Origin of the sequence: Acidovorax sp. ACV01, from assembly GCF_014851495.1 — a bacterium.
Lineage (GTDB): Bacteria > Pseudomonadota > Gammaproteobacteria > Burkholderiales > Burkholderiaceae_C > Acidovorax > Acidovorax radicis.
Genome location: NZ_JACUZT010000005.1, coordinates 362,436 through 385,819, shown reverse-complemented (window position 1 = coordinate 385,819; position 23,384 = coordinate 362,436). Strand labels below are relative to the sequence as shown.

Annotated in this window: 23 protein-coding genes and 1 tRNA gene; 14 read left to right on the top strand and 10 right to left on the bottom strand. The window is 64.4% G+C overall.

The window, feature by feature from the left end; genetic code table 11:
* Positions 1–196: 196 nt before the first annotated feature.
* Entirely contained in the window at positions 197–1,840 is a 1,644-nt protein-coding gene (locus tag IB243_RS16865; protein WP_192428406.1) for a 3-(methylthio)propionyl-CoA ligase, read from the bottom strand.
* Between the two features lie 222 nt (positions 1,841–2,062).
* On the opposite strand from IB243_RS16865, the gene IB243_RS16860 reads away from it, so the two are divergent.
* Positions 2,063–2,749 carry a Crp/Fnr family transcriptional regulator gene (locus IB243_RS16860; protein ID WP_010465625.1) on the top strand — a complete coding sequence of 229 codons (687 nt, stop codon included), beginning with the start codon at positions 2,063–2,065 and terminating at the stop codon, positions 2,747–2,749.
* A 40-nt stretch (positions 2,750–2,789) separates the two neighbouring features.
* Here the strand turns inward: IB243_RS16860 and IB243_RS16855 are convergent, their stop codons facing one another.
* Entirely contained in the window at positions 2,790–4,496 is a 1,707-nt protein-coding gene (locus tag IB243_RS16855; protein WP_192428405.1) for a carboxylesterase/lipase family protein, read from the bottom strand.
* 183 nt (positions 4,497–4,679) lie between these two features.
* Between IB243_RS16855 and IB243_RS16850 the strand changes: the two genes are divergently transcribed.
* The 6 genes from IB243_RS16850 to IB243_RS16825 all read left to right on the top strand — a co-directional run bounded on the left by IB243_RS16850 (position 4,680) and on the right by IB243_RS16825 (position 9,386).
* Positions 4,680–5,729, top strand: a complete 1,050-nt coding sequence (locus IB243_RS16850) for an AraC family transcriptional regulator (protein WP_192428404.1) — start codon at positions 4,680–4,682, stop codon at positions 5,727–5,729.
* A 62-nt stretch (positions 5,730–5,791) separates the two neighbouring features.
* Positions 5,792–7,276: a YdiU family protein gene (locus tag IB243_RS16845; RefSeq protein ID WP_192428403.1), complete on the top strand. Its 1,485-nt coding sequence runs from the start codon at positions 5,792–5,794 to the stop codon at positions 7,274–7,276.
* Positions 7,273–7,686: a peptide-methionine (R)-S-oxide reductase MsrB gene (gene msrB, locus IB243_RS16840; protein ID WP_055394045.1), complete on the top strand. Its 414-nt coding sequence runs from the start codon at positions 7,273–7,275 to the stop codon at positions 7,684–7,686. Before IB243_RS16845 ends, msrB begins: the two co-directional genes overlap by 4 nt.
* A 24-nt stretch (positions 7,687–7,710) precedes the next feature.
* On the top strand, positions 7,711–8,259 hold the full coding sequence (locus IB243_RS16835; protein WP_192428402.1) for a septation protein A: 549 nt from the start codon (positions 7,711–7,713) through the stop codon (positions 8,257–8,259).
* Between the two features lie 13 nt (positions 8,260–8,272).
* Positions 8,273–8,533: a BolA family transcriptional regulator gene (locus tag IB243_RS16830; protein WP_057224794.1), complete on the top strand. Its 261-nt coding sequence runs from the start codon at positions 8,273–8,275 to the stop codon at positions 8,531–8,533.
* 67 nt (positions 8,534–8,600) lie between these two features.
* Complete coding sequence (locus tag IB243_RS16825) at positions 8,601–9,386, top strand: peptidylprolyl isomerase (RefSeq protein ID WP_029414250.1); 786 nt, start codon at positions 8,601–8,603, stop codon at positions 9,384–9,386.
* A 146-nt stretch (positions 9,387–9,532) separates the two neighbouring features.
* Here the strand turns inward: IB243_RS16825 and IB243_RS16820 are convergent, their stop codons facing one another.
* The 4 genes from IB243_RS16820 to IB243_RS16805 form a co-directional block, all read right to left on the bottom strand.
* Positions 9,533–10,327, bottom strand: coding sequence for a DUF1624 domain-containing protein (locus IB243_RS16820; RefSeq protein ID WP_192428401.1), 795 nt, complete (start codon positions 10,325–10,327; stop codon positions 9,533–9,535).
* A gap of 172 nt (positions 10,328–10,499) precedes the next feature.
* A tRNA-Pro gene (locus tag IB243_RS16815) sits at positions 10,500–10,576 on the bottom strand.
* A 208-nt stretch (positions 10,577–10,784) separates the two neighbouring features.
* A complete protein-coding gene (gene infA, locus IB243_RS16810; RefSeq protein ID WP_010465645.1) occupies positions 10,785–11,036 on the bottom strand; it encodes a translation initiation factor IF-1 in 252 nt (83 codons plus the stop codon).
* A gap of 228 nt (positions 11,037–11,264) precedes the next feature.
* On the bottom strand, positions 11,265–12,290 hold the full coding sequence (locus IB243_RS16805; RefSeq protein ID WP_192428400.1) for an HPP family protein: 1,026 nt from the start codon (positions 12,288–12,290) through the stop codon (positions 11,265–11,267).
* Positions 12,291–13,015: 725 nt separating this feature from the next.
* Between IB243_RS16805 and IB243_RS16800 the strand changes: the two genes are divergently transcribed.
* The 7 genes from IB243_RS16800 (at position 13,016) to asd (ending at position 19,340) form a co-directional block, all read left to right on the top strand.
* Positions 13,016–14,203 (top strand): ABC transporter substrate-binding protein, encoded by a 1,188-nt coding sequence (locus IB243_RS16800; protein WP_057224798.1) that lies wholly within the window; start codon positions 13,016–13,018, stop codon positions 14,201–14,203.
* A gap of 157 nt (positions 14,204–14,360) precedes the next feature.
* Positions 14,361–15,002, top strand: coding sequence for a LysE family translocator (locus IB243_RS16795; RefSeq protein WP_010465650.1), 642 nt, complete (start codon positions 14,361–14,363; stop codon positions 15,000–15,002).
* 21 nt (positions 15,003–15,023) lie between these two features.
* Complete coding sequence (locus IB243_RS16790; RefSeq protein WP_010465652.1) at positions 15,024–15,887, top strand: branched-chain amino acid ABC transporter permease; 864 nt, start codon at positions 15,024–15,026, stop codon at positions 15,885–15,887.
* A gap of 58 nt (positions 15,888–15,945) precedes the next feature.
* Complete coding sequence (locus tag IB243_RS16785; RefSeq protein ID WP_192428399.1) at positions 15,946–16,944, top strand: branched-chain amino acid ABC transporter permease; 999 nt, start codon at positions 15,946–15,948, stop codon at positions 16,942–16,944.
* Positions 16,937–17,710, top strand: coding sequence for an ABC transporter ATP-binding protein (locus tag IB243_RS16780; protein ID WP_192428398.1), 774 nt, complete (start codon positions 16,937–16,939; stop codon positions 17,708–17,710). Before IB243_RS16785 ends, IB243_RS16780 begins: the two co-directional genes overlap by 8 nt.
* Before the next feature lies 1 nt (position 17,711).
* A complete protein-coding gene (locus IB243_RS16775; protein WP_010465657.1) occupies positions 17,712–18,425 on the top strand; it encodes an ABC transporter ATP-binding protein in 714 nt (237 codons plus the stop codon).
* A gap of 63 nt (positions 18,426–18,488) precedes the next feature.
* Complete coding sequence (gene asd / locus IB243_RS16770) at positions 18,489–19,340, top strand: archaetidylserine decarboxylase (protein WP_192428397.1); 852 nt, start codon at positions 18,489–18,491, stop codon at positions 19,338–19,340.
* 36 nt (positions 19,341–19,376) lie between these two features.
* Here the strand turns inward: asd and IB243_RS16765 are convergent, their stop codons facing one another.
* From IB243_RS16765 to hutI, 4 genes are all read right to left on the bottom strand, one after another.
* A complete protein-coding gene (locus IB243_RS16765; protein WP_010465662.1) occupies positions 19,377–19,586 on the bottom strand; it encodes a hypothetical protein in 210 nt (69 codons plus the stop codon).
* Positions 19,587–19,762: 176 nt separating this feature from the next.
* Entirely contained in the window at positions 19,763–20,584 is an 822-nt protein-coding gene (gene hutG / locus IB243_RS16760; protein WP_192428396.1) for an N-formylglutamate deformylase, read from the bottom strand.
* 29 nt (positions 20,585–20,613) lie between these two features.
* On the bottom strand, positions 20,614–22,011 hold the full coding sequence (locus tag IB243_RS16755; RefSeq protein WP_192428395.1) for a formimidoylglutamate deiminase: 1,398 nt from the start codon (positions 22,009–22,011) through the stop codon (positions 20,614–20,616).
* Positions 22,001–23,335, bottom strand: coding sequence for an imidazolonepropionase (gene hutI / locus IB243_RS16750; protein WP_225584994.1), 1,335 nt, complete (start codon positions 23,333–23,335; stop codon positions 22,001–22,003). The genes IB243_RS16755 and hutI overlap by 11 nt, the downstream gene beginning before the upstream one ends.
* Positions 23,336–23,384: the final 49 nt, after the last annotated feature.

Below are 23,384 nucleotides of genomic sequence, written 5' to 3'. Positions count from 1 at the left end.
CCTACCAGCGTCGCACACGTGACTGGACTCGGTGTCACCCCCTGTGGCGCTGCGCGCCTTCCCCTCTCTCGCTGCGCGGGAGGGGACCGCACCCGGTGGCCAGGCAAAGCCGGCTCCACGGGTGCACTGGCCTGGTCTGCGCCAGATTCGGCGGCCACGACGATGGCTATGCATTGAGGCCACCGCCGTCATGCTTTCAGAGGCCCGGAAGCTTGTAATCCTTCAATTGCTCGCGCAGTTTGGTCTTGAGCATCTTGCCGGTCGCCCCCAGCGGAATCGCATCGACGAACACCACGTCATCGGGGATCTGCCACTTGGCGGTTTTCCCCTCGTAGAAGGCCAGCAGCGCTTCGCGCGTGACCTCGGTGCCGGGCCGCTTGACCACGGCCACGATGGGGCGTTCGTCCCACTTGGGGTGCGGCATGCCCACGCAGGCGGCCATGGCGATCGCCGGGTGCGCCATCGCGATGTTCTCGATGTCGATGGAGCTGATCCACTCGCCGCCGGACTTGATCACGTCCTTGCTGCGGTCGGTGATCTGCATGAAACCATCGGCGTCGATGGTGGCCACGTCACCCGTGGGGAACCAGCCCCGGCCCTGCGCGTCCTTGACGAGCGGGTGACCACCCTCGCCCTTGAAGTAGCTGTCCACGATCCACGGGCCTTTGACCAGCAGGTCGCCGTAGGTCTTGCCATCCCACGGCAGCTCGCCGCCGTCGCCGCCCACGATCTTCATGTCCACGCCGTAGATCGCGCGGCCCTGCTTTTGCAGGACCTTCATTTGCTCGTCCTTGCTCAGCGCCAGGTGCTTGTTCTTCAGGGTGCACAGCGTGCCCAGCGGACTCATCTCGGTCATGCCCCAGGCGTGCAGCACCTCGACGCCGTAGTCTTCCTGGAAGGCATGGATCATGGCGGGTGGGCAGGCCGAACCGCCGATGACGGTGCGCCTGAGTGTCGAGAACTTCAGGCCCGCAGGTTTCATATGGCCCAGCATCATCTGCCACACGGTGGGCACGCCCGCGGCGTAGGTCACATTCTCGGACTCGATCAGTTCGTAGATCGACTTGCCGTCCATGGCCGGGCCGGGGAACACCAGCTTGCAGCCGGTGAGTGCCGCCGAGTACGGAATGCCCCAGGCGTTGACGTGGAACATGGGCACCACGGGCAGCACCGAGTCGCGCGCCGACAGGCACATCACATCGGGCAGCGCCGCGGCATAGGCATGCAGCGTGGTGGAGCGGTGGCTGTACAGCGCAGCCTTGGGGTTGCCCGTGGTGCCACTGGTGTAGCACATGCTCGACGCCGAGTTCTCGTCGAATTCGGGCCAGGCGTAGTCGGGCGACTGCGCACCAATCCAGGCTTCGTAGCTGGTGAGGCCAGGGATACCGGAATCCGCAGGCAGCTTGTCGGCGTCGCACAGCGCCACCCACTTCTTCACCGTGGGGCACTTGGCATGCACTGCCTGCACCAACGGCAGAAAGGTCAGGTCAAAACACAGCACCTGGTCTTCGGCGTGGTTCATGATCCAGGCGATCTGGTCGGGGTGCAGACGCGGATTGACGGTGTGCAGCACTCGGCCCGAGCCGGAGACGCCGAAGTACATCTCCATGTGGCGGTAGCCGTTCCAGGCCAGCGTGGCCACGCGGTCGCTGAACTGGAGCTTGAGCTCATCCAGTGCATTGGCCAGCCGGCGCGCCCGCGTACCCAGGTCGCGGTAGGTGTAGCGGTGGATGTCGCCCTCGACCCGGCGCGACACGATTTCAGCGTCGCCATGGTGGCGCTCGGCGAACTCGATCAGCGACGAAATCAAGAGCGGTTGGCTCTGCATCAGACCCAGCATGGGTGCTCCTTGGATGTTGTGGTGAATGGAAAGATCATCGTAGCGCGGCACAGGCTTTCGGGGGTGTCACACCGGTGGTGAAAACCCGCATCCTGTGGCGTGCGCTCCATCAGTGCGAGGGCAGTGTGCGCCGCAGGCGCGGGCTTGCCAACACCTGTCGTCCCGTTGACAAACGCACAGGGATTACCCTGCATGGCGTGCGGAGCAAGGACAATGCGGCGCATGCTCTGCTTTGCGCCCACCGCCCAGCGATTCATTGAAGCCCAGCCCTGGTTCGCCAGCGTGCCCGCGGCCCTGCAGGAGCGGCTGCGGGGGGAGGTGCTCTCCACCCAGGGCGACAAGGGCGCCGTGATGATGCCCGCCGGCAGCCCCGTGCAGGGCTGGCATGCCGTGCTGTCAGGCCTGGTGATGCTGCAAAGCCCGGCCAGCAAGGGCCGGTCGTCGGCCTTCATCGGCGTGCCCGACGGCGAGTGGTTTGGCGAGGGCTCGGCCATGAAGCCCGAGCCGCGCAAGTACAACGTGGTCGCGCTGCGGCCCACCACCTTGCTGTGCCTGCCGCTGCCGCTGTTTGATGTGCTGCGCGAGACGCACTTGGCGTTCAACCAGTTTCTGGTGCTACATCTCAACATGCGCCTGGGCCAGGCCATGACGATCATCGAGGCCGGGCGCACACAATCCCCCGAGCACCGTGTGGCGCTGTACCTGAGCCGCCTGTTCTGGCGCAGCACACGGCGGTTGAATCTCACGCAGGACGAGCTGGGCCAATTGGTGGGCCTGTCGCGCCAGACGGTGAACAAGGTGTTGCGCGTGCTGGAAGACAGGGGCATCGTTTCGCTGGACTTCGGGCGTGTGGCCATCGTGGACGACGAGGCGTTGAACGCGTACCTCGCCGCCACGGCGGCACGCTGACACTCTGCAGATTGCACAGGCACGTTCACCAACACCCGCCTCACTGCACGCTCAGGCGCACGGCCTTCTGGTCTGCGTCGAATACAAGCCGGCTGGGCCACGGTGTCCAGCTTTGGTTGACCGTTGCGTTGTTCGGGTTGCCCGTGTGCACAAAGGCCCGCACGCTGTCCATCATGGCGCGCGACAGCGCCAGGCGGCCGGGCTGATTGGCCGTGCTGTTGGTGGCCTTGGCAAAGACCGAAGGCCCGAAATTGCCAAACACGAACGGCAGGTCAAACGCATGCGCTGCACCGTACACATCGTTCCAGGGTGCGGGTTGCTGGGCCCAGTTGAATTGGTAGCTCCATACCGTGGATTGCTGGCTGCGCAGGGTATTGAGCAGGCTGTCGCGGCTCGGGTCGATGAACACGCTGCCCAGCAACCGGGTGCGCGCGTTGTAGCCCGTGCTGGGCGCCGTGACCGGCAGGTAGGAGGCATCCAGAATGTCGCCGGCCGTCAGGGTGGTGGGCGCATCGGGGTTGAAGTTTTGCATCATCACAAAGCGCTCGGCATCGGAGATTTTCATGCCCGGCTTTCCGCCCAGCAGTGCCAGGAACGGCGCAAACAGCTTGCCCTCCTCGGCCGTATATCCGGACAGCACGGGTACCTTGTGATAGCGGCCCGCACCGATTTCTGCAATCGGGTCTGCGGGCACCACCACACCGTCGGGGATGGGGCCGGAGGTCGTGAGCCCGTTTTTGAGCACCGCCTGCAAAACCACCCGTGCATCCTTGCCGCGCAGGTAGCTGGCCGCCTGCGCAGCAGGCCAGCCCGCCACCAATGCCTGGGCAGCGGGCAAGGCAGGCGCCAGGCCGTCGGCCAGCGCCAGGTGCGCCAGCAGCATGCCGGACTGGGTGGCATACCGCGATGCCGGGTTGAGCGTGGGAATCGAACCCGGCGGCAAGTTGGTCGCCAGCGAAATGCCGCCGCTCACCGGCAAGAGCTTGTGAAACAGCCCCGCGGCCTGAGGCGCCACCAGCAGCGCCAGCGCATTGATGGCGCCAGCGGACTGCCCCATCAGCGTGACATTGCCCACATTGCCGCCAAAGCTGGCGATGTTGTTCTGGATGAAGCGAAGGGCCTGCACGTTGTCGAGCAGCGCGTAGTTGCCGGTGTAGGGCTGCGTTCCGGTGTGCAGTGGTGGCATCTGGAAGTAGCCCAGGACATCGAGCCGGTAGTTGGCCGTCACCACCACCGCGTTGGCAGAGCGCGCCAACGCTGCACCGTCGTAGACCGGGTCGGCCGTGTAGCCCGAGATGGCACTGCCGCCATGCAGAAACAGGAGCACCGGAAGGTTGTCCTGTGCTGTGGCAGGGCGCCAGATGTTGAGGGTCAGGCAGTCCTCGCTGCCCACCGGCGTGCCCAGGGTCTCGCCGATGGTGTTGTCAAAACGGTTGTTGGCACCGGGGCCGTAGATGCGCCCCATTTGCAGGCAGGCACTGCCAAAACGCGTGGCGTCGCGCTGGCCAGACCAGGCGGCAGGGGCCACGGGCGGCTGCCAGCGCAGCTCCCCCACAGGCGGTTTGGCGAACGGAATCCCCTTCCACGCGTAGGTGCCGGTCACCGCGCTGTCGTCCACGCCGCGCAAGGTGCCGTACGCGGTCTCGCGCACTTCGGGCGACGAACCCGCGCCACCGCCGCAGCCCGCCATCGCCGCCACGGAAAACACTGCTCCCAACCATTGCAAACGCCAGCGCGAATCGACCATGTCTTGTCTCCTTGGGGGTTTTCAGGAATGGGTCGAACCTCTGTCTGGAGTCACACTACCGCCAGGGCTCAACCTCGAAAGCGATTGTGTGAACTGGGTGGCCTTTGGCTACTATCGCAACCTTGCCAAAACACTGACTTCAGACCACCACCCCGCGTAAACCCTGAATCGAATGGCCACCCCATGACACCCCGCACAAGCTCTGCCGCCTGGGTACGCGGAATCACCGACATGATGGCTGCGGAAGGCTTGCCCGCTGCCGAGTTGTGTGCTGAAGCGGGCATCGATCTGGCAGCGCTCCAGCTGCCGCAAACCCGCGTGGACGTAGACAAGATAAGCCGGCTGTGGGAGCTGGCGGTAGCGCGCTCGGGCAAGGTGGCGCTGGGGCTGTGCCCGAAACTCACCGCCCGCTATGGCAATGTGGACGTGGTGGGCTATGCGCTGGCATCGGGCACCAATCTGCTGACCGGTTTTCAGCACCTCACGCGCCACATGGCGGTGATCTCGGACTGCACCACCTTCACGCTGGAGCGCAATGCACGCGGGTACTGGATCTCCATCGCCCATATCGGCGCCACCCGCCCCATTCCGCGCCAGCGTGTCGAATACGCCCTGCTCACGCTGTTCACGCTGTGCTGCTGGCTCACGCGCCGCGAGCTCCGGCCTCTGGCGGTGGAGCTGGTCACGCAGCAGCCCGCCACCACCAACGAGGCGCGCTACCACGTGGCGTTTGGCATGTTGCCCCGCTTCGGGCAGGCAGCCAACCGGTTTCTGCTGGCCGAGGCCGACCTGCTCGCCGATATCCCCACCCACAACCCCAGCCTGTGGGCGCTGCACGAGCGGCTGGTAGAGACCGAGCTGGACCAACTGGGCCAGTCTCTGATCAGCACCCGTGTGCGCACCGAGGTAGCCCGCATCCTGCATCGGGGCGAACCCCGCCGCGAGGACGTGGCCGCGCGCCTGCACCTGACCGACCGCACGCTGCAGCGGCGTCTGCAGGCCGAATCCGTGAGCTACCAGCAGTTGCTCGACGACACCCGCTGCGAACTGGCACGCCAGTACCTCAGCGATGAGCGCCGCAGCCTGGCCGAGGTGGCGGACCTGCTGGGCTTTGCCGACCAGAGCAATCTGTTTCGGGCTTGCAAGCGCTGGTTTGGCCTGCCACCGGGCCAGTACCGCGCGCAGGTATTGCACCCGGAGGCCGAAGGCCAAGGCTCTACCCAGGCCGCATAGGCCGCGCCACGCTTCAAGGCCCTGCAAGCGCCGGGGCATCCCTGGTGCGAGACAATCGGCCCATGAACCTGCCCGCCGAAAGCGAGACCCCCACCGCCGACCTCGGCCTGGCCTGGAACCACGGATTCGCAGCCTTGGGGCCAGACTTTTTCACCGAACTGCGCCCCACCCCGCTGCCCGACCCCCACTGGGTGGGCACCAGCACCGCCGTCGCGCAGCTGATCGGCCTGGACACAGACTGGCTGCAGCGCGACGAAGCCCTGCAAGCCTTCACGGGCAACACGCTGCTCGCTGGCTCGCGGCCCCTGGCCAGCGTTTACAGCGGCCACCAATTCGGCGTGTGGGCCGGCCAACTGGGCGACGGCCGCGCCATCTTGCTGGGAGAGACGGCAGAGGGCCTGGAAATCCAGCTCAAAGGTGCCGGTCGCACCCCCTACTCCCGCATGGGTGACGGGCGGGCCGTGCTGCGCTCCAGCATCCGCGAATTCCTGTGCAGCGAGGCGATGCATGGCCTGGGCATTCCCACCTCGCGCGCGCTGTGCATCACCGGCTCGCCCGCACCCGTACGCCGCGAAGAGGTCGAGACAGCATCCGTGGTGACGCGGGTGGCCCCCAGCTTTGTGCGTTTTGGCCATTTCGAGCACTTTGCAGCCAACGATCTGCAACCGCAGCTCAAGACCTTGGCCGACTACATCATCGACCGCTACTACCCTGAATGCCGGGACAACCACAACTTCGGAGGCAATGCGTATGCGGCGCTGCTGCAGGCTGTGAGCGAGCGCACGGCACGCCTCATGGCCCAGTGGCAGGCTGTGGGCTTTTGCCACGGGGTGATGAACACCGACAACATGAGCATCCTGGGCCTGACCATCGACTACGGCCCTTTCCAGTTTCTGGATGCCTTTGTGCCCGGCCACGTGTGCAACCACAGCGACAACCAGGGCCGCTATGCCTACAACCGCCAGCCCAACGTGGCGTACTGGAACCTGTTCTGCCTGGCGCAGGCCTTGCTGCCACTGATCGGCGACCAGGAACTGGCGAAGGGGGCCCTGGAGTCCTACAAGACCGTGTTCCCAGAAGCGTTCATGGCCCGCATGCGCGCCAAACTCGGTCTTGCGAGCGCCCGCGAAGGCGATGGCGAGCTGATTGACGGCATCTTGATGCTGCTGGCCCAGAACGGGGTGGACTACACGATCTTCTGGCGCCGCTTGTCGCATGCGGTGCAACAGGACGATTTTGAGCCGGCGCGCGACCTGTTCGCCGACCGTACCGCCTTTGACAACTGGTTGCTATCATATTCAGAGCTATTGGCGCTTGATAATAAAGCGCCAGCGACTAATTTGATGCTAAAAACCAATCCCAAGTTCGTTTTGCGCAACCACCTGGGCGAGCAGGCCATACGTGCCGCGAAACTTGGCGACTTCAGCGAACTCCAAACCCTGCAGCGGCTGCTGGAGCACCCCTTCGACGAGCACCCCGGGCACGACGCCTACGCAGCCTTCCCGCCCGACTGGGCCTCTTCCATCGAGATCAGCTGTTCATCATGACCTACCCCGTTCAGAAATCCGATGCCGAATGGCAAGCCATCCTCAAGGACAAGGGCGCCGAGCCCGTCGCGTTGCAGGTGACGCGCCACGCCGCCACCGAGCGGCCATTCACCGGAAAATACGAAGCCCATTGGGCCGATGGCAGCTACCACTGCATCTGTTGCGGTGCGAAACTGTTCGATTCCGTCACCAAGTTCGACGCTGGCTGCGGCTGGCCCAGCTTCTCGCAAGCCATCCCCGGCGCCATCACCGAGATCGTGGACCGCAGCCATGGCATGGTCCGCACGGAGACCGTATGTGCACAATGCGGGGCCCACCTGGGCCATGTCTTTGAAGATGGCCCCACCCCCACCGGCCTGCGCTACTGCATGAACTCGGCCTCGCTGGATTTCGAATCCGGCAAGGACTGAGCCCCGAGACCTGCCCTTGACTCCATGAAAATTCTGATCGACTTCTTCCCCATCCTGCTGTTCTTCGGGGCCTACAAGTTCTACGGCATCTATGTCGGCACGGCCGTGCTCATGGGCGCCACCGTCGCGCAGATGGCGCTGATCTACGCCATCGACCGGCGCCTGCAGACCATGCACAAGATCACCCTGGTGCTGATCCTGCTGTTCGGCACGCTCACGCTGGTGCTGCAGGACGATCGCTTCATCAAGTGGAAGCCCACGGTGCTGTACGGTGCCATGTCCATCGCCCTCGCAGTGGCGGTGTGGGGCATGAAGAAGAACTTCCTCAAGATGCTGCTCGGAAGCCAGCTGACCCTGCCGGAGGGCGTGTGGCACCGCCTGAACGTCGCCTGGATCGTGTACTGCGCTTTCATGTCGGCCATCAACGCCTACGTGGTCGTCAATTTCAGCACCGAAGCCTGGGTGGATTTCAAGCTCTGGGGCTACGCCTTCCCGCTGGTCTTCCTGGTCGGCCAGGGCATCTATGTGGCGCCCCACGTCAAGGGCGACGAAGGCGACGAGCCTGCCGCCTGAAGGACCACCTGCCATGACCACCCTCGCTCAGCAAATGCACCAGACCTTGGCGGACCGGCTTACGCCCACAGCGTTGGAAGTGCTTGACGAAAGCGCCGCCCATGCAGGGCACGCCGGGGCCAACGGCACCGGTTTTGGCACCCATTTCCGGGTCCGCATTTCGTCACCTTTGTTTACAGGCAAGCCCCGCGTCGCACAGCACCGCCTTGTGTATGATGCGCTGCAAGAATTTATTGACCAAGGCGTTCACGCCCTCGCCATTGAAGTTCTCTGAACCGGCCCCCATGTCCTTTGTTGCCGGAACTCAGCTGGCAAACAACCTCTCATTTTTTGGATTCCGCATGAAGAAACAGCTCCTGTCCGGCCTCGTAGCCGCTGCCGTGCTGGGCACGTTGGCCCTGCCCGTTTCCGCCCAAAACGTTGCCATCGTCAACGGCAAGGCCGTGCCAAAAGAGCGCGTTGAAGCGCTCAAGCAGCAAGTGGAACGCTCGGGCCGCCCCGTGACGCCTGACATCGAAGGCCAGATCAAGGACGAAGTCATCACCCGCGAAATCTTCATGCAGGAAGCGCAAAAGCGCGGCCTGGAAGGCTCGGCAGACTACAAGGCGCAAATGGATCTGGCCCGCCAGACCATCCTGATCCGCGAACTGTTCGCCGACTACCAGAAGAACAACCCCGTGACTGACGCCGAGATCAAGGCCGAGTACGACAAGTTCGTGGCAGCCAACGGCGGCAAGGAATACAAGGCCAGCCACATCCTGGTGGAAAAGGAAGCGGATGCCAAGGCCATCATCGCCTCCATCAAGAAGGGCGCCAAGTTTGAAGACATCGCCAAGAAGCAATCCAAGGACCCAGGTTCTGGTGCCAAGGGTGGCGATCTCGATTGGGCCAACCCCTCCAGCTATGTGAGCGAGTTCACGACAGCCCTGGTGAAGCTCGAGAAGGGCAAGATGACCGACGCTCCGGTGAAGAGCCAGTTCGGCTGGCACGTCATCCGCCTGGACGATGTGCGCCAGGCAGAACTGCCCAAGCTGGAAGAAGTGAAGCCCCAGGTGGCCCAACAGCTACAACAGCAAAAACTGGCCAAGTTCCAGGAAGACCTGCGTGCAAAGGCCAAGGTCGAATAACTAGCGAACCCGCATCCGCCCCGGCGATGCACCCAAAAAAACGCGGCCCAGGCCGCGTTTTTTTATGGACGGATGAAAAGCGCCCCACGCCACAACAGCTGACCCTGGCAGCGAAATCAGCGGGCGCAGGCCCAACAACGATCTGACTAACCCTTCGACACCCAAGCCACCGCCGTGAGCACCCCGATCATCACCGGCTGATGGAGCATGTAGTAGCTCAGACTCCATCGCCCCAGCAGAGCCAGGGGCCGCAGGCCGCGCGGAAGCGGCCATTGCACCCACCACTCCCGCCCCGCGGCCATGGCCCATTGGCCGGCAGCCAGCCCCCACCACAACACGCCCAGCCAGGGCAGCACGGGCACGTAGTCTTCGGTAAAAGGCTTGCGCGATACCAGGCCCAGCCAGTTGAGCGCGCGCCCATTGAACCAGAGCGCAGCCTCCGCCCAGGCGCCCGCCAGAAGCTGGTGCGCCACCAGTGGAAGCGCCACCGCCACCAGCCCTGCCAGCCATAACCACCGCCCCCAGCCAGCCGTACACCGGGCGATGAGCAGCATCACGGCCATGCCATGCAGCACGCCAAAATGGATAAAGCTGTGGGGAAACATCACGAACGACCCCGCGGACACCAGCAACGCGCAGCCAGCGATCTGCAACCACCGCCGACCAAACCGTGGCCACCCCTGCCCTTGGTGCAGTGCAATGGCCTGCCCCAGTCCCGCGCAAAACAGAAACAGGCTCACGATGACCGTGCGCTGCGAGGTCCAGAACGGATCCACACGGAAATTCTGTGGCCAGAAACCCAGATGGCTGAGGTCGAAACAGAAGTGAAAGACTGTCATCCACACCATCGCCAGGCCGCGCAGGGCATCCACGCTGTCATAGCGCGGCAGTGGCGCGGGCGAGGCGAACGGTACAGGCGGCAAGGGAAGCGCACGGTTCATGGCAATACCAGCGGAAGGTGTCAGCGCGGGCATTGGCCCGCCATCCAGACCCGATGGTACGGAAATCCAGTTCCGTCTCGCCACGCAGGTCGAACCTCAAATCCCCACAGAGAGAAAGAAGAAGAGGCAAGAAAAAAGGCCTTGCAGCATATGCTGCAAGGCCTTCAAACATTGGTCGGAGCGGCGGGATTCGAACTCGCGACCCTCTGCTCCCAAAGCAGATGCGCTACCAGGCTGCGCTACGCTCCGACAGCTCGTATTCTAACCCGACAATTTCCCTGTTTTTGGCTCCACACACGCTTTTTATGATTTTTTCACAAATCGATTTGCGAAGCCCAGAACCAGGAAAGCACCACCTCAGGGGGAAACAGTGCGCGAATGAAAGAACACAAGAAACAGTTGGACCCAAGAGCCGGAACAAGCACGCGCCAGCCCGGAAATCCCTCAGGCCCGAAGATCAGCGGTTGCCCGAGGGGCCTGGGCCGCGACCGGCCAGATGGCGGAAGGTGATGCGTCCTTTGGACAAGTCATAGGGCGACATTTCCAGCGACACCTTGTCACCCGCCAGAATGCGGATGTGATGCTTGCGCATCTTGCCGCCGGTGTAGGCGATCAGTTGGTGACCGTTGTCCAGCGTCACGCGAAAGCGTGAGTCAGGCAAGACTTCCGTCACGGAGCCTTGCATTTCAATGAGTTCTTCTTTGGCCATGTTCTATCTTTTCAAAACAAATATTCTGTGATCGGCGCCTGACGCTTGTGCATCCACCACGGCAGCTACGGCGCGGTCGGTGCTCGACACACGGTGCATTGCGGGCGGTGGGAGTCGCTGCACCCGGGGCGCAGATCAGGCAGAGGGCCGGGGGAGACGGCTTCACAATGGACAGGCATAAGCACTGTGCAAAGCCTGTCGATTGTACCGCGATGTACCCGGTCTTGCCTATGGGATGGCGGCGGCGTCCGACGGCGGGCGCCCTTGCACCGAAGCAGCACCCGCAGAATCGCGCTCGTCACGCCCTTGAACGGCTGCGGCCAAGGTCCGCACGAGGTCTGTCTGAGTGATCACCCCCACCAGACGGTCCTCGCCGTCCACGATGGGGATATGGTGGTGTCCACCTTGAGAAAACAGGGGCACGAGATCCATGGCGTGCTGCGCCATGCGGGCCACCTGGACTGGATGCGACATGATTTCACCCACCGCCTGGGGCTGGCCAGCGCGCCCCATGACCAGTGTGCGCAGGCGCTGCCCCAGACCTTCGTGCATATCCAGGTTGGCCAGCCGCATGAAATCCGCCACCGTCACAATGCCAACCACCAAGCGTTGAGCATCCACCACAGGCAGTGCCTTGATCTGCTGGGCCCGCATGAGTGCCCAAGCATCTTTGAGAGAAACCCCGGCCTCCACCGCAAACGGCGGCTTGGACATGATGTCCGAGCAGCGCACGTCCCCCAGCGTCCTCTGAAAGGCGGCACGACCTGCGAGATGCAACAGCCCCTCCAGATCGGCACGGCTCACGTCCAGCACCTGGTTGTAGTGTGCGAGCGCTGCATCCACGTCCGAGGCGGTAAAAGCTCCCTGGACGACGTCGGTTCTGGCGGCCACACGTTGTGGATGGGGGTACCGGCGCCCCGTCAGGCCGTTGTAAACCATGGCGGCGACCAAAAGAACGACTACATTGAACAGGATGGGAAACGCTGCGAGGTGCCAGCCATCGCCCGCCGTCAGCACCACATACAGCGCCATTGCCCCTCCCGGTGGATGCAAGCAGCGCAAGGGCACCATCAGCGCAATGGCCAGCCCCACAGCCACCGCCCCTGCAAGCGCCGGATCAGGAATGATGGCGGAGCAGACGGCGCCCACCAGCGCCGACAAGGTACTCCCCCCTAGCACCGGCCAAGGCTGGGCCAGTGGACTGGACGGCATGCCAAATACCAGCACCGCACTGGCACCCAGCGATGCCACCATCCAGGGACCCGAGTCACTCCCCCCAGCCCACCAACGGCTAAGCAATGCGGTCAGCAACACACCGGTCACCGCACCTACGATGAAACGCAGCCTTTCGCGACCATCAATACCCAGTGGTGCCGGCCAAAAATGACGCAACCATCGGGCTACGCGCATGCGCACGGACGGGGAAGACGACGGAGTCGATGAGGAAGAGGACGATGAAAGGGGCATGAGGCAACGGGCCATGGCGGCCCGCCAGCTCTGGAACAGGGCGATACGCAGACTCCCCGGGGGCACCACAGGCCTCCAGTGTCACCCAAGCCACCATTTTTCCTGGAGCAACATCTCCTATTCCCCCAATAAAACCCTCAGCTCGGATGGCATTCGCTGTCCCGTCAAGGTGCGGTCTATGCTCGAAACTACTTATATCGAAGGCTTAAATAGCTTCCCACAGCCAAAAATGCATGATCTATACTGCACAAAAATACAAAAAATGCACTTTAATTCATAAAACACTCATCCATGCACACGCTTTTGCAAAACCCGCTGCCGAAGCTTCGCACCCGCCCGGTTGCGTCTGAGCCGGTCTTCGCAGACCCGCCTGCACACGAGGTCGCGGTTGCAGCCTTGAACCAGCGCTCAACGCAGGGGCTCCGTTCCTTGCGGTACGGGTAACCCATAGGTATTCACCACCGAATGCTTGCAGTAAATTACTTTAAGCCTAAACAAAGGAGACAAGCCCAATGACCACCCGCCGCCTCGTCATCAGCCGCAGCGCCGCCCTTGTGGGCGCCGCATCCACAGGGCTGTTGCTGCCCTCCATCGTGCGTGCGCAAAGCGGCAAGGTGCGCGTGGGCTTCATGCTGCCCTACACCGGCACCTTTGCCCAACTGGGCGTAGCCATCGAGAACGGCGTACGCCTGGCCATCGACCAGCAGGGTGGAAAACTCGGGGGACGCGAGATCGAGTGGTTCAAGGTGGATGACGAATCCGAGCCCAGCAAGGGGGTCGAGAATGCCAGCAAGCTGGTGCAGCGCGACAAGGTGGATGTGCTGATTGGCACCGTACATTCGGGCGTGCAGATGGGCATCCAGAAGGTGGCGCGCGACACCGGCGTGCTCAATCTGATTCCCAACGCCGGCGTGCATGCCGCCACGCGCGCACTGTGTGCCCCCAACGTGTTCCGCACCTCGTTCAGCAATTCCCAGCCCACGCTGGCCCTGGGCAAGGCCATGGTCGAAAAGGGCCACAAGAAGGCGGTGTGGATCACCTGGAAATACGCAGCAGGGGACGAGGCCTTCGAAGGCTTCAAGCAAAGCTACACCGCAGCGGGCGGTACCATCGTGAAGGAACTGGGCCTGCCCTTCCCCAACGTGGAGTTCCAGGCGCTGCTGACCGAAATCGCCGCCCTCAAGCCTGACGCCGTCGCCTGCTTCTTTGCGGGCGGGGGGGCTGCCAAATTCATCCGCGACTATGCAGCCGCAGGCCTCAAGGACAAGATTCCGCTGTATGGTTCGGGCTTCCTCACCGAAGGCGTGCTGGACGCTGCAGGCCCCGCCGCCGACGGGATCATCACGACGATGCACTACAGCGACTCGCTCGACACGCCACGCAACAAGCAGTTCCGCCTCGAGTACGCCAAGGCTTTCCGCAGCCAGCCTGATGTCTATGCGGTGCAGGGCTACGACACGGGCCTGCTGCTGGTGCAAGGGGCCAACGCCGTCAAGGGCGACCTGTCGGCCAAGCCCGCCATCATCAAGGCCATGGAGAGCGCCACCATCGACAGCCCACGCGGCAAGTGGACCATGAGCAAGGCCCACAACCCCGTGCAGGACATCTACCTGCGCCGTGTAGAAAACAAGGAAAACAAGGTGATCGGCATTGCCGCCAAGGCCCTGGCCGACAGCGGTGCCGGGTGCCGCATGGGCTGACGCGCCCACCCCACTGACCGGGCCACGGCGCGCACTGGACCTTGGGTCCGGTTCGCCCCGCGGTTTTGACACAATGCACTGATGGACTGCCGCCACGGCAGGCCTGTCTGCTGTGCGCCCGGACTTTGCGGCCACCCTGCTTTCCCCATCCCCTCCTATGTCGCTCAGTACCTACCTGCTCTACCTCGCCGCAGTGGCCCTGCTGGTTCTTTCGCCCGGCCCGACGATGCTCATGTGCATGACCAATTCCCTACAGCACGGCCCGCGCAAGGCCCTGGCCGCTGCTGCGGGCAGCGTGACAGCAGTCCTCGGTACCATGCTGCTCTCGGCCCTGGGCCTGGGGGCGCTGCTGGCGGCATCGGAAACTGCCTTCTGGGTACTCAAGGCGGCGGGCGCAGCGTATCTGATCTGGCTTGGCATCAAGACGTTTCGCAGCAAGACCACAGTGTTTGACGAGATGCCCGCCAGCGGCACGCCAGCCAAGGCCGTGGTGCCCGCACGCAAGCTCTACATCCAGGGTCTGATCGTGGGCGGCAGCAACCCCAAGGCTCTGCTGTTCTTCACGGCATTTTTTCCCCAGTTTCTGGACCCGACCGCCGCATGGGCGCCGCAGTTTGCCGTGCTGGCAAGCACCTTCGTGGCCTTTGAATTCACGGTGCTCACGCTGTGTGCGCTGGGCGTGGCGCGCTTGGCACCCGTGCTGCGCTCCGGCGCACGCATGCGCTGGTTCAACCGCATCTCGGGCGGCCTGTTCACGCTGATGGGCACCCTGCTGCTGGCCACGCGCCGCGCCACCTGATCCACTGTCTGTTTGCCCACCATGGACTTCGCCACATTCCTGATCCAGCTGCTCAACAGCGTGCAATACGGGCTGCTGCTGTTCATGCTGGCTGCCGGCCTTACGCTGATCTTCGGGATCATGGGCGTGGTGAACCTGGCACACGGCAGCTTCTATATGCTGGGGGCCTACCTGGGCTATTCGCTGTCGGGCCACTTTGGCAGCCTCACGCTCGCCATCCTGGGCGGGGCTGTGCTGGCAGTGGTGTTTGGCCTCGCGCTGGAATGGCTGCTGTTTCGCCACTTCTACCATCGTGACCACCTGGATCAGGTGCTGCTGACCTTCGGTCTCATCTACATCTTCGAGGAACTGCGCTCCATCCTCTGGGGCGACGACGTGCACGGCGTCCCGATCCCCGCGATGCTGGACTGGTCCATTCCGCTTACCGACACCCTCTCCTACCCGGTCTACCGGCTGTTCATCTCAGGCGTGTGCATGGCACTGGCGCTGGGCCTGTATCTGCTGATCTCCAAAACACGGCTGGGCATGAAGATCCGTGCCGGAGCCTTCAACCGTGATATGGCCGAGTCGCTGGGGGTGAACATCAAGCTGATCCACGCCATTGTCTTTGCCCTGGGCGTGGGCTTGGCGGCCGTCGCAGGCATGGTGGCCGCGCCGGTGTCCAGCGTCTATCCCAACATGGGGTCGTCCGTGCTCATCATGTGTTTTGTGGTGGTGGTGATCGGGGGCATCGGTTCCGTGCGTGGTGCGCTGATCTCCGCCCTGCTCGTGGGGCTGGTGGATACCTTTGGCAAGGTGTTGCTGCCATCGATGGCCGGGATGCTGGTCTATATGCTGATGGCGGCCGTGCTGCTGTGGAAACCCGAAGGCCTCTTTAAACAATGATGACCCCGATGCTTGTCACTTCGCGCGCACCACACGCTTCGCAGCCCGGCGGCCACCTATGAGCACCCCGCGCGCCAATATCGAGGTGCTGCCGCGCAGCGTGCAGTTTTCCCTGGCACTGGGGCTGGCGGCGCTGCTGCTGTTCCCGGTGGTCGGCAGCGACTTCTACGTGCAGATGGTCACGCGCATGATGATCATGGCCATCTTCGCGATGAGCCTCGATCTGCTGCAGGGCGTGACCGGCCTGGTTTCGCTGGGCCATGCCGCTTACTTTGGCGTGGCGGGCTATGCGCTGGCCTTTCTCACGCCCGCCGATACGCCGGTCAGCCTGTGGTGGTCGCTGCCCCTGGCGGTGGCAGGCGCCGGGCTGGTGGCGCTGATCATCGGTTTCTTCGTGGTGCGCACGCACGGCATCTACTTCATCATGGTCACCATGGCGTTCGCGCAGATGGTGTTCTATCTGTTCTTCGACAACAAGGTGCTGGGCGGCTCGGACGGTCTGTACATCAACTTCCGGCCCGATGCGTCCATCTTCGGCTGGCTACCGTTCGACCTGGAAGGCCGCAAGACCTTCTACTACTTCACGCTTGCGCTGGTGGTGATCGTCTATGTGCTGCTGCGCCGCCTGCTCTGGAGCCCGCTGGGCCGCGCACTGTCAGGCATCCGCATCAACGAGCACCGCATGCGGGCCATGGGCTTCGGCACACGCGGCTACAAGCTCACCGCCTTCACCGTGGCGGGTGCGCTCGCGGGGCTGGCGGGCTACCTGTGGGGCGCGCAGACGGGCTATGTGAACCCGGAGCTGATGGGCTTTCACATGAGCGCCCACGCCATCATGATGATCATCCTGGGCGGCATGGGCAATTTTGCCGGGGCGATCGTGGGCGCCTTTGCCTTCGAGTATCTGTTGCATGTATTCAAGGACATCACCAAACACTGGCAACTGCTGATGGGCAGCTTCATCGTGCTGGTGGTGGTGGCAGCGCCGCGCGGGCTGCTGGGCATGCTGGGGCAGCGCCGGGCCACCAAGGCGCAGGAGGACCCACACCATGGCTGACGCCCTGCTCTCGGCCCGCCAGCTCACCAAACGCTTCGGAGGCCTGGCCGCCGTCAACGGCGTATCGCTGGACCTGTGGCGTGGTCAGATCCATGCCGTGATCGGCCCCAACGGCGCGGGCAAGTCCACGCTTACCAACCTGCTATCGGGCGACCTTCCACCCAGTTCGGGGCAGGTGCAGCTTGGGAGCTCCGACGTGACCGGCTGGGCACCCGAACGCATCTCGCGCCAGGGACTGGGCCGCAGCTACCAGAAGACCAACATCTTCTTGCCGCTTACCGTGCATGAAAACGTGCGCCTGGCCGCGCAGTCCCGAGACCCACAGCAGCCCTGGAACCCGCTGCGCTGGTGGCAGGACACGCGTGCAAACACTATCAAAAACAGAGCTACCAACGCAAGACTGGAAAGCGCTATCGAGCTTTCCGGCTTGAAAGACCGGCGCACAGCCATTGCCGGCGCCATGAGCCACGGCGAGCAGCGCCAGCTCGAAATTGCGATGACCCTGGCCACCGAGCCGCAGGTGTTGCTGCTCGACGAGCCACTGGCCGGCATGGGCGTGGCTGAGGCGGAACGCATGGTGGAGCTGCTGCAGCGCCTCAAGCCCGCCCACGCCATCATGCTGGTGGAGCACGACATGGACGCCGTGTTTGCACTGGCCGACCTCCTCACCGTGATGGTCAATGGTGAAGTGATCGCCCATGGCACACCGCCCGAGGTGCGCGCCGACGCCACGGTGCAAGCCGCCTACCTGGGGGAGGATCACTGAGATGAGCACTCCATGGATTGATGCCCGTGGCATCCACACTTTCTACGGCAGCAGCCACATCCTGCATGGCGTGGACTTTACGGTGGGCCAGGGGGAAACCATCGGCCTCATGGGCCGCAACGGCATGGGCAAGAGCACCTTGCTCAAGTCGCTCATGGGGCTCGTCAAGCCGCGCTCGGGCAGCGTGACGGTGTCAGGCCGCAACATGACCGGCAAGCCTCCGTTCGAGGTCGCCCGGTTGGGCATCGCCTACGTGCCCGAAGGCCGCGGCATCTTCGGCAACCTCAGCGTGGTCGAGAACCTGCAGATGGCGGCGCGCGCAGGTACACGTGGCCAGCGCGACTGGACCTATGACCGGGTGCTGGAGACATTTCCGCGCCTGAAGGAACGCCTGGGCCACGGCGGCCAGCAACTCAGCGGCGGCGAGCAGCAGATGCTGACCATTGGCCGCGCGCTGATGACCAACCCGGATGTGCTCATCCTCGACGAAGCGACCGAGGGCCTGGCCCCGCTGATCGCCCGCGAGATATGGCGCATCTGCAGCCTCATAAAGGACAGTGGCATCAGCAGTGTGATCGTGGACAAGAACTGGAAACACGTCACGCAGATCACCGACCGCAACATCATCCTGGTCAAGGGCCAAGTGGTGTTCGAGGGCAGTTCGGACGCGCTGCACGCGCAGCCCCAGCTGCTGGACCAGTACCTCGGGGTATGAAGCATGCGGGTGACGGTGCCCCGCCGATAGAATCGTTCGCTTTCGTCTTCGAGGGGTTCGCCCGTGTCTGATCGCCTGGCAGTTCTGCCGCAATACCTCATGCCCAAGCAGGCACTGACCAACCTGGCTGGCAAATTTGCGTCAGCCCAGCTGGGCAGCCTGACCACCTCGGTGATCCGCCGTTTTGTGGCCCGCTACAACGTCAACATGGCCGAGGCGGCCAATCCCGACATCACCAGCTACGCATCGTTCAACGACTTCTTCACCAGGGCGTTGAGGCCAGGAGCTCGCCCGCTGGCCACGGCAGACCTGATCTGCCCGGTGGATGGCGCCATCAGCCAGTTGGGCCCCATCGCCAAGGACCAGGTCTTCCAGGCCAAGGGCCACACCTATTCCACCACCGCCCTGGTGGGTGGCGATGCGGCAGCGGCAGCCCGTTTTGACAACGGCCACTTCGCCACGCTGTACCTGAGCCCGCGCGACTACCACCGCATTCACATGCCGTGCGCGGGCGAGTTGACGCGCATGGTGCATGTGCCCGGCGATCTGTTTTCGGTGAACCCCACCACGGCGCGTGGCGTGCCGGGCCTGTTTGCGCGCAATGAGCGCGTGGTGTGCTTTTTTGAATCGGCCCAGGGCCCGTTCGTACTGGTGCTGGTGGGCGCCACCATTGTGGGCAGCATGGCCACGGTGTGGCATGGCCAGGTGAATCCGCCCCGCACGGGCACGCAGCGGCAGTGGGACTACGCCAAGGGGCAGGTGAGCCTGCGGCAGGGCGAAGAAATGGGACGCTTCCTGCTGGGCTCGACGGTGGTCATGCTGTTCCCGGCGGGGCCGCTGCAGTTCAACCCGCAGTGGGCACCCACAAGGCCCATCCAGCTGGGCGAGGCCATGGCGCAGCACACGGCGGGGTGAAGATTCAGCACACCGTGGTGCGGCGGATTTCTGCTGTCAGAACCTGTCGGGAACGCGTGTGAGGTGAAAAGCCGTGGGCTCCACCTGGAGGGAGTCCGGGTGCACGGGCGAATCCAGGCCCACCAAGTAGATCATGAGCGCATTGCGGCGCACCACCACATGGCTGACCGTCTCGCGCCGTTGCCCCCATTGCACGGAGGCACCGGGCTTGAAAAGGGGCATGTAGTAATAAGCCGCTGGGTCCATGGGGCTGCGGCTCCTTCCGCATTGGCTGGCAGGGTGGGGCTGAAAACAAGAAGCGCCCGCCCGACGATCCCGTGGAGGGACCGCTCAATCCATACTAGCATCAAAGCTTGGCCGCACTGGACCGGCCGCTACAAAAAATTGAGCAATATCAACATCCCCATGGCACGCGCGATGAATCACCGCCCACCATGTGAAGCCGCAAAAGCGAGCACGGCCCGCAGCATGCGCTCCAGGTGCGGCTGCACGCGCGCCGCCACCTCGGGCAGGTAGTCAAACGGCAAGACCTCCTGCATGTAACTGCACTGCGTCATCTCCAGCTGGATCGCGTGTACGCCCTGCCCCGGCTGGCCATAGTGGCGCGTGATGTGCCCACCCTTGAAGCGGCCATTGAGCACGGCGGTATAGCCGCTGGCTTCCTTTGCAATGGACAGCAACTGCTGTGCCAGTGCGGGGTCGCAGCTTTCACCATTGGCCGTGCCCAGGTTCAGGTCCGGCAGCTTGCCTTCAAAAAAGCGGGGCAACACCGAGCGGATCGAATGGGCGTCCCACAACACCGCCACACCGTGTTGGGCGCGGATGCGATCCAACTCGGTACGCAGTTGCGCGTGGTACGGCGCCCAGACTGCATCACGCCGCGCAGCAACTTCTGCGTCATCGGGCACATCACCGTTGGCATAGATGGGCGTGTCGTCAAAGGTGTCGACCGGGCACAGGCCGGTGACGCTCTGGCCGGGGTACAGGCTGGCGCCGTCGGGCGGGCGGTTCAGATCGACCACATAACGCGAGTGCGTGGCCACCAGGATGGACGCGCCCAGGTCCTTGGCAAACCCATACAGCCGGTCCATGTGCCAGTCGGTGTCGGGCACATGGCGGGCATCCTCGGTAAATCGCGCCGTCAGCGCCGGGGGCACATAGGTGCCGGCATGGGGCATGGAGATCAGCAGCGGCTGCGTGCCTTGGTGAAAGACAAACGGGGGCGGTATATTTTTTTCGGTCATGGCGGGTTCAGAAATAAGACAAAGACAGCTCAGTCCGGCGCGATGGTGGCCGTCCGGGCAGCCACAAAGGCATTGGCTGCGGATTCGTGAAGCGTGTGCTGGCCGTCGGACACGCGGCGCACGCCGGCCACCCACAGGCTGTCGATGGCCGAGGTGCGGTGGCTGCCGAACACATGGGCCGACAACATGCTGTGCGCGGGCAGGTCGCGCAGCGCCACATGCTGCGCGTCCAACACCACCAGATCGGCCTGCTGGCCCACGGCAAGTCCCTTGACGGCGCGGCCCGAAGCCTGCGCACCACCGGCCACAGCCTGCAGCGTCATAGCGGTCGCCACCTCGGCCTGGGTGCTGCTGGCCAGCACGTTGCGCTGGCGGCGCGACAGGCGCTGGCCGTACTCGAGCATCAGCAGCTCTTCGGCCGCATTCACGCAGGCGTGGCTGTCCGAGCCCACGCCCCAGCGGCCGCCATGTTTTAGCCACAGTGGCATGTCGAAGATGCCATCGCCCAAATTGGCTTCGGTCGTGGGGCAGATGCCCGCCACGGCGCCCGAGCGCGCGGCGGCTGCGTATTCATCCACAGTCATGTGCGTGGCATGCACCAGGCACCAGCGTGCGTCCACCGGGGCGTGGTCGAGCAGCCACTGCACGGGGCGCTGGCCGCTCCAGGAGATGCAGTCGTCGACCTCCTGCGTCTGCTCGGCGATATGGATGTGGATGGGCGCCTGCGGGTTCAGGGCGGTGAGGCCCTGCACGGCGGCACGCAGGCTGTCCGGCGGCACGGCGCGCAGCGAGTGCGGCGCCAGGCCCAGACCGGCCCCTTGCGCTTGTGCAGCGGGCGCGAGGCGCTCCAACAAGGAGAGCATGTTGTCCGTGCTGCGGATGAAGCGGGCCTGGTCCGCCCGCGGCGGCTTGGCGCCAAAGCCGCTGGTCTGGTACAGCACCGGCAGCAGCGTGATGCCGATGCCCGCGTTGCGCGCCGCGCGCAGCAGGGCCAGCGACAGAGTGGCGTCGTCGGCATACGGCGTGCCGTCCTGATCGTGGTGCACGTAGTGGAACTCGCACACCGAGGTGTAGCCCGCCTCCAGCATCTCCACATAGAGCCAGGTGGCGATGGCCTCCAGCGACTCGGGCGTGATGCGTGCGGCAAAGCGGTACATCAGGTTGCGCCAGCTCCAGAAGCTGTCCTGGCTTTCGCCGCGGTACTCCGTCAGGCCGGCGAACGCGCGCTGGAATGCGTGCGAATGCAGGTTGGGCATGCCGGGGAGCACCGGGCCCGCAGCCACCGGCGTGCCCGCGGGCGCTGGAGCATCGGTGGCGATGTGGGTGAAGCGCCCTGCCCCATCCCACTGCAACAGCACGTTGCGCGCCCAGCCGGTGGGCAGCAGCGCATCGGCGGCGAAAAGGCTGTGCGGTGCGTCAAGCGCCATGGAGTGTCTCCTGATGCGTGCGGATGCCCAGGCCGTCGGCCGCCACGCGCCCCTGCCGCACGATGGTGCAGGCGGGCTTGTGGCCGTACCAGTAGGCCAGTTCGGCCGCGTCGGCCAGCGGCCACAGCACGAAGTGGGCAGGCCGGCCGGCGGCGATGACGCCGTGCGTCTCCTGCAGCCCCAGCGCGCGCGCGGCGTGCGTGGTGATGCCGGCCAGGGCCTCGGGCACCGTCAGGCGAAACAACGTGCACGCCATGTTGGCCATGAGCAGCAGGCTGAGCGCGGGCGACGTGCCGGGGTTGTGGTCGGTGGACACGGCCATGGGCACGCCGGCCTCGCGCAGCTGCGCGATGGGCGGCAGGTGCGTGTCGCGCAGCGTGTAGTAGGCGCCGGGCAGCAGCACGGCCACGGTGCCGGCGGCTTTCATGGCGGCGATGCCGTCTTGCGACAGGTGCTCGATGTGGTCGCACGACAGCGCACCGTAGCGCGCGGCCAGGGCCGCGCCGCCCATGTCGGAGAGTTGCTCGGCATGCAGTTTGACGGGGATGCCGAGCTTTTGCGCAGCCTGAAACACCTGCTCCGTCTCGGCCAGCGTGAAGGCGATGCGTTCGCAGAACACGTCCACCGCATCGACCAGGCCTTCGGCCGCGAGCGCGGGCAGCATCTCATTGCAGACCAGGTCGGTGTAGTCGCCACTGCGGCCTGCGTATTCGGGCGGCAAGGCATGTGCGCCGAGGAAGGTGGTGCGCACCGTCACCCCGAAGGCCTCGCCCAGGCGGCGGGCCACGCGCAGTTGCTTGCGCTCGTGCTCCAGCGCCAGGCCGTAGCCGGACTTGATCTCGATGGCGCAGACGCCTTCGTCGAGCAGGGCTTGCAGGCGGGGTGCTGCGAGGGCGAAGAGTTCGTCTTCGGACGCCTCGCGCGTGGCCTTGACGGACGACACGATGCCACCGCCGGCCTTGGCCACTTCTTCGTACGTGGCGCCCGCCAGTCGCATGGCGAATTCGTTGGCCCGCTGGCCGCCATAGACCAGGTGGGTGTGGCAGTCCACGAGGCCGGGCGTGGCCAGGGCGCCCTGTGCGTTCCAACGGCGCAGGGCCTGGTAGTCGGCAGGCAGCTGTGCTTCGGGCCCCACCCAGGCCATGCTGCCACCCTGCACCACCACGCAGATAGGCTCTCCCTCGGACACGGGCACGTCGGCCACGGCAAGGCCTGGCACGGGCTTCAGGTTCACCCATATGCCATCAGCGCTGCGAGGGCTGTCGACGCTGTTGGCGCTGTTGGTGCTGCCGGGGAGCGACGCACGGGTGTGTGGAGGTTGCATGTCTTTGTCTACCGAAGAAATCATGGGTGTCAATTGCTACAAAACAAAT

Excerpts from the sequence above, each read along its gene's own strand:
- IB243_RS16865 (WP_192428406.1), bottom strand. The coding sequence starts at position 1,840 with ATGCTGGGTCTGATGCAGAGCCAACCGCTCTTGATTTCGTCGCTGATC.
- IB243_RS16860 (WP_010465625.1), top strand. The coding sequence starts at position 2,063 with ATGCTCTGCTTTGCGCCCACCGCCCAGCGATTCATTGAAGCCCAGCCC.
- IB243_RS16855 (WP_192428405.1), bottom strand. The coding sequence starts at position 4,496 with ATGGTCGATTCGCGCTGGCGTTTGCAATGGTTGGGAGCAGTGTTTTCC.
- IB243_RS16850 (WP_192428404.1), top strand. The coding sequence starts at position 4,680 with ATGACACCCCGCACAAGCTCTGCCGCCTGGGTACGCGGAATCACCGAC.
- IB243_RS16845 (WP_192428403.1), top strand. The coding sequence starts at position 5,792 with ATGAACCTGCCCGCCGAAAGCGAGACCCCCACCGCCGACCTCGGCCTG.
- msrB (WP_055394045.1), top strand. The coding sequence starts at position 7,273 with ATGACCTACCCCGTTCAGAAATCCGATGCCGAATGGCAAGCCATCCTC.
- IB243_RS16835 (WP_192428402.1), top strand. The coding sequence starts at position 7,711 with ATGAAAATTCTGATCGACTTCTTCCCCATCCTGCTGTTCTTCGGGGCC.
- IB243_RS16830 (WP_057224794.1), top strand. The coding sequence starts at position 8,273 with ATGACCACCCTCGCTCAGCAAATGCACCAGACCTTGGCGGACCGGCTT.
- IB243_RS16825 (WP_029414250.1), top strand. The coding sequence starts at position 8,601 with ATGAAGAAACAGCTCCTGTCCGGCCTCGTAGCCGCTGCCGTGCTGGGC.
- IB243_RS16820 (WP_192428401.1), bottom strand. The coding sequence starts at position 10,327 with ATGAACCGTGCGCTTCCCTTGCCGCCTGTACCGTTCGCCTCGCCCGCG.
- infA (WP_010465645.1), bottom strand. The coding sequence starts at position 11,036 with ATGGCCAAAGAAGAACTCATTGAAATGCAAGGCTCCGTGACGGAAGTC.
- IB243_RS16805 (WP_192428400.1), bottom strand. The coding sequence starts at position 12,290 with ATGGTGGCATCGCTGGGTGCCAGTGCGGTGCTGGTATTTGGCATGCCG.
- IB243_RS16800 (WP_057224798.1), top strand. The coding sequence starts at position 13,016 with ATGACCACCCGCCGCCTCGTCATCAGCCGCAGCGCCGCCCTTGTGGGC.
- IB243_RS16795 (WP_010465650.1), top strand. The coding sequence starts at position 14,361 with ATGTCGCTCAGTACCTACCTGCTCTACCTCGCCGCAGTGGCCCTGCTG.
- IB243_RS16790 (WP_010465652.1), top strand. The coding sequence starts at position 15,024 with ATGGACTTCGCCACATTCCTGATCCAGCTGCTCAACAGCGTGCAATAC.
- IB243_RS16785 (WP_192428399.1), top strand. The coding sequence starts at position 15,946 with ATGAGCACCCCGCGCGCCAATATCGAGGTGCTGCCGCGCAGCGTGCAG.
- IB243_RS16780 (WP_192428398.1), top strand. The coding sequence starts at position 16,937 with ATGGCTGACGCCCTGCTCTCGGCCCGCCAGCTCACCAAACGCTTCGGA.
- IB243_RS16775 (WP_010465657.1), top strand. The coding sequence starts at position 17,712 with ATGAGCACTCCATGGATTGATGCCCGTGGCATCCACACTTTCTACGGC.
- IB243_RS16765 (WP_010465662.1), bottom strand. The coding sequence starts at position 19,586 with ATGGACCCAGCGGCTTATTACTACATGCCCCTTTTCAAGCCCGGTGCC.
- hutG (WP_192428396.1), bottom strand. The coding sequence starts at position 20,584 with ATGACCGAAAAAAATATACCGCCCCCGTTTGTCTTTCACCAAGGCACG.
- IB243_RS16755 (WP_192428395.1), bottom strand. The coding sequence starts at position 22,011 with ATGGCGCTTGACGCACCGCACAGCCTTTTCGCCGCCGATGCGCTGCTG.
- hutI (WP_225584994.1), bottom strand. The coding sequence starts at position 23,335 with ATGCAACCTCCACACACCCGTGCGTCGCTCCCCGGCAGCACCAACAGC.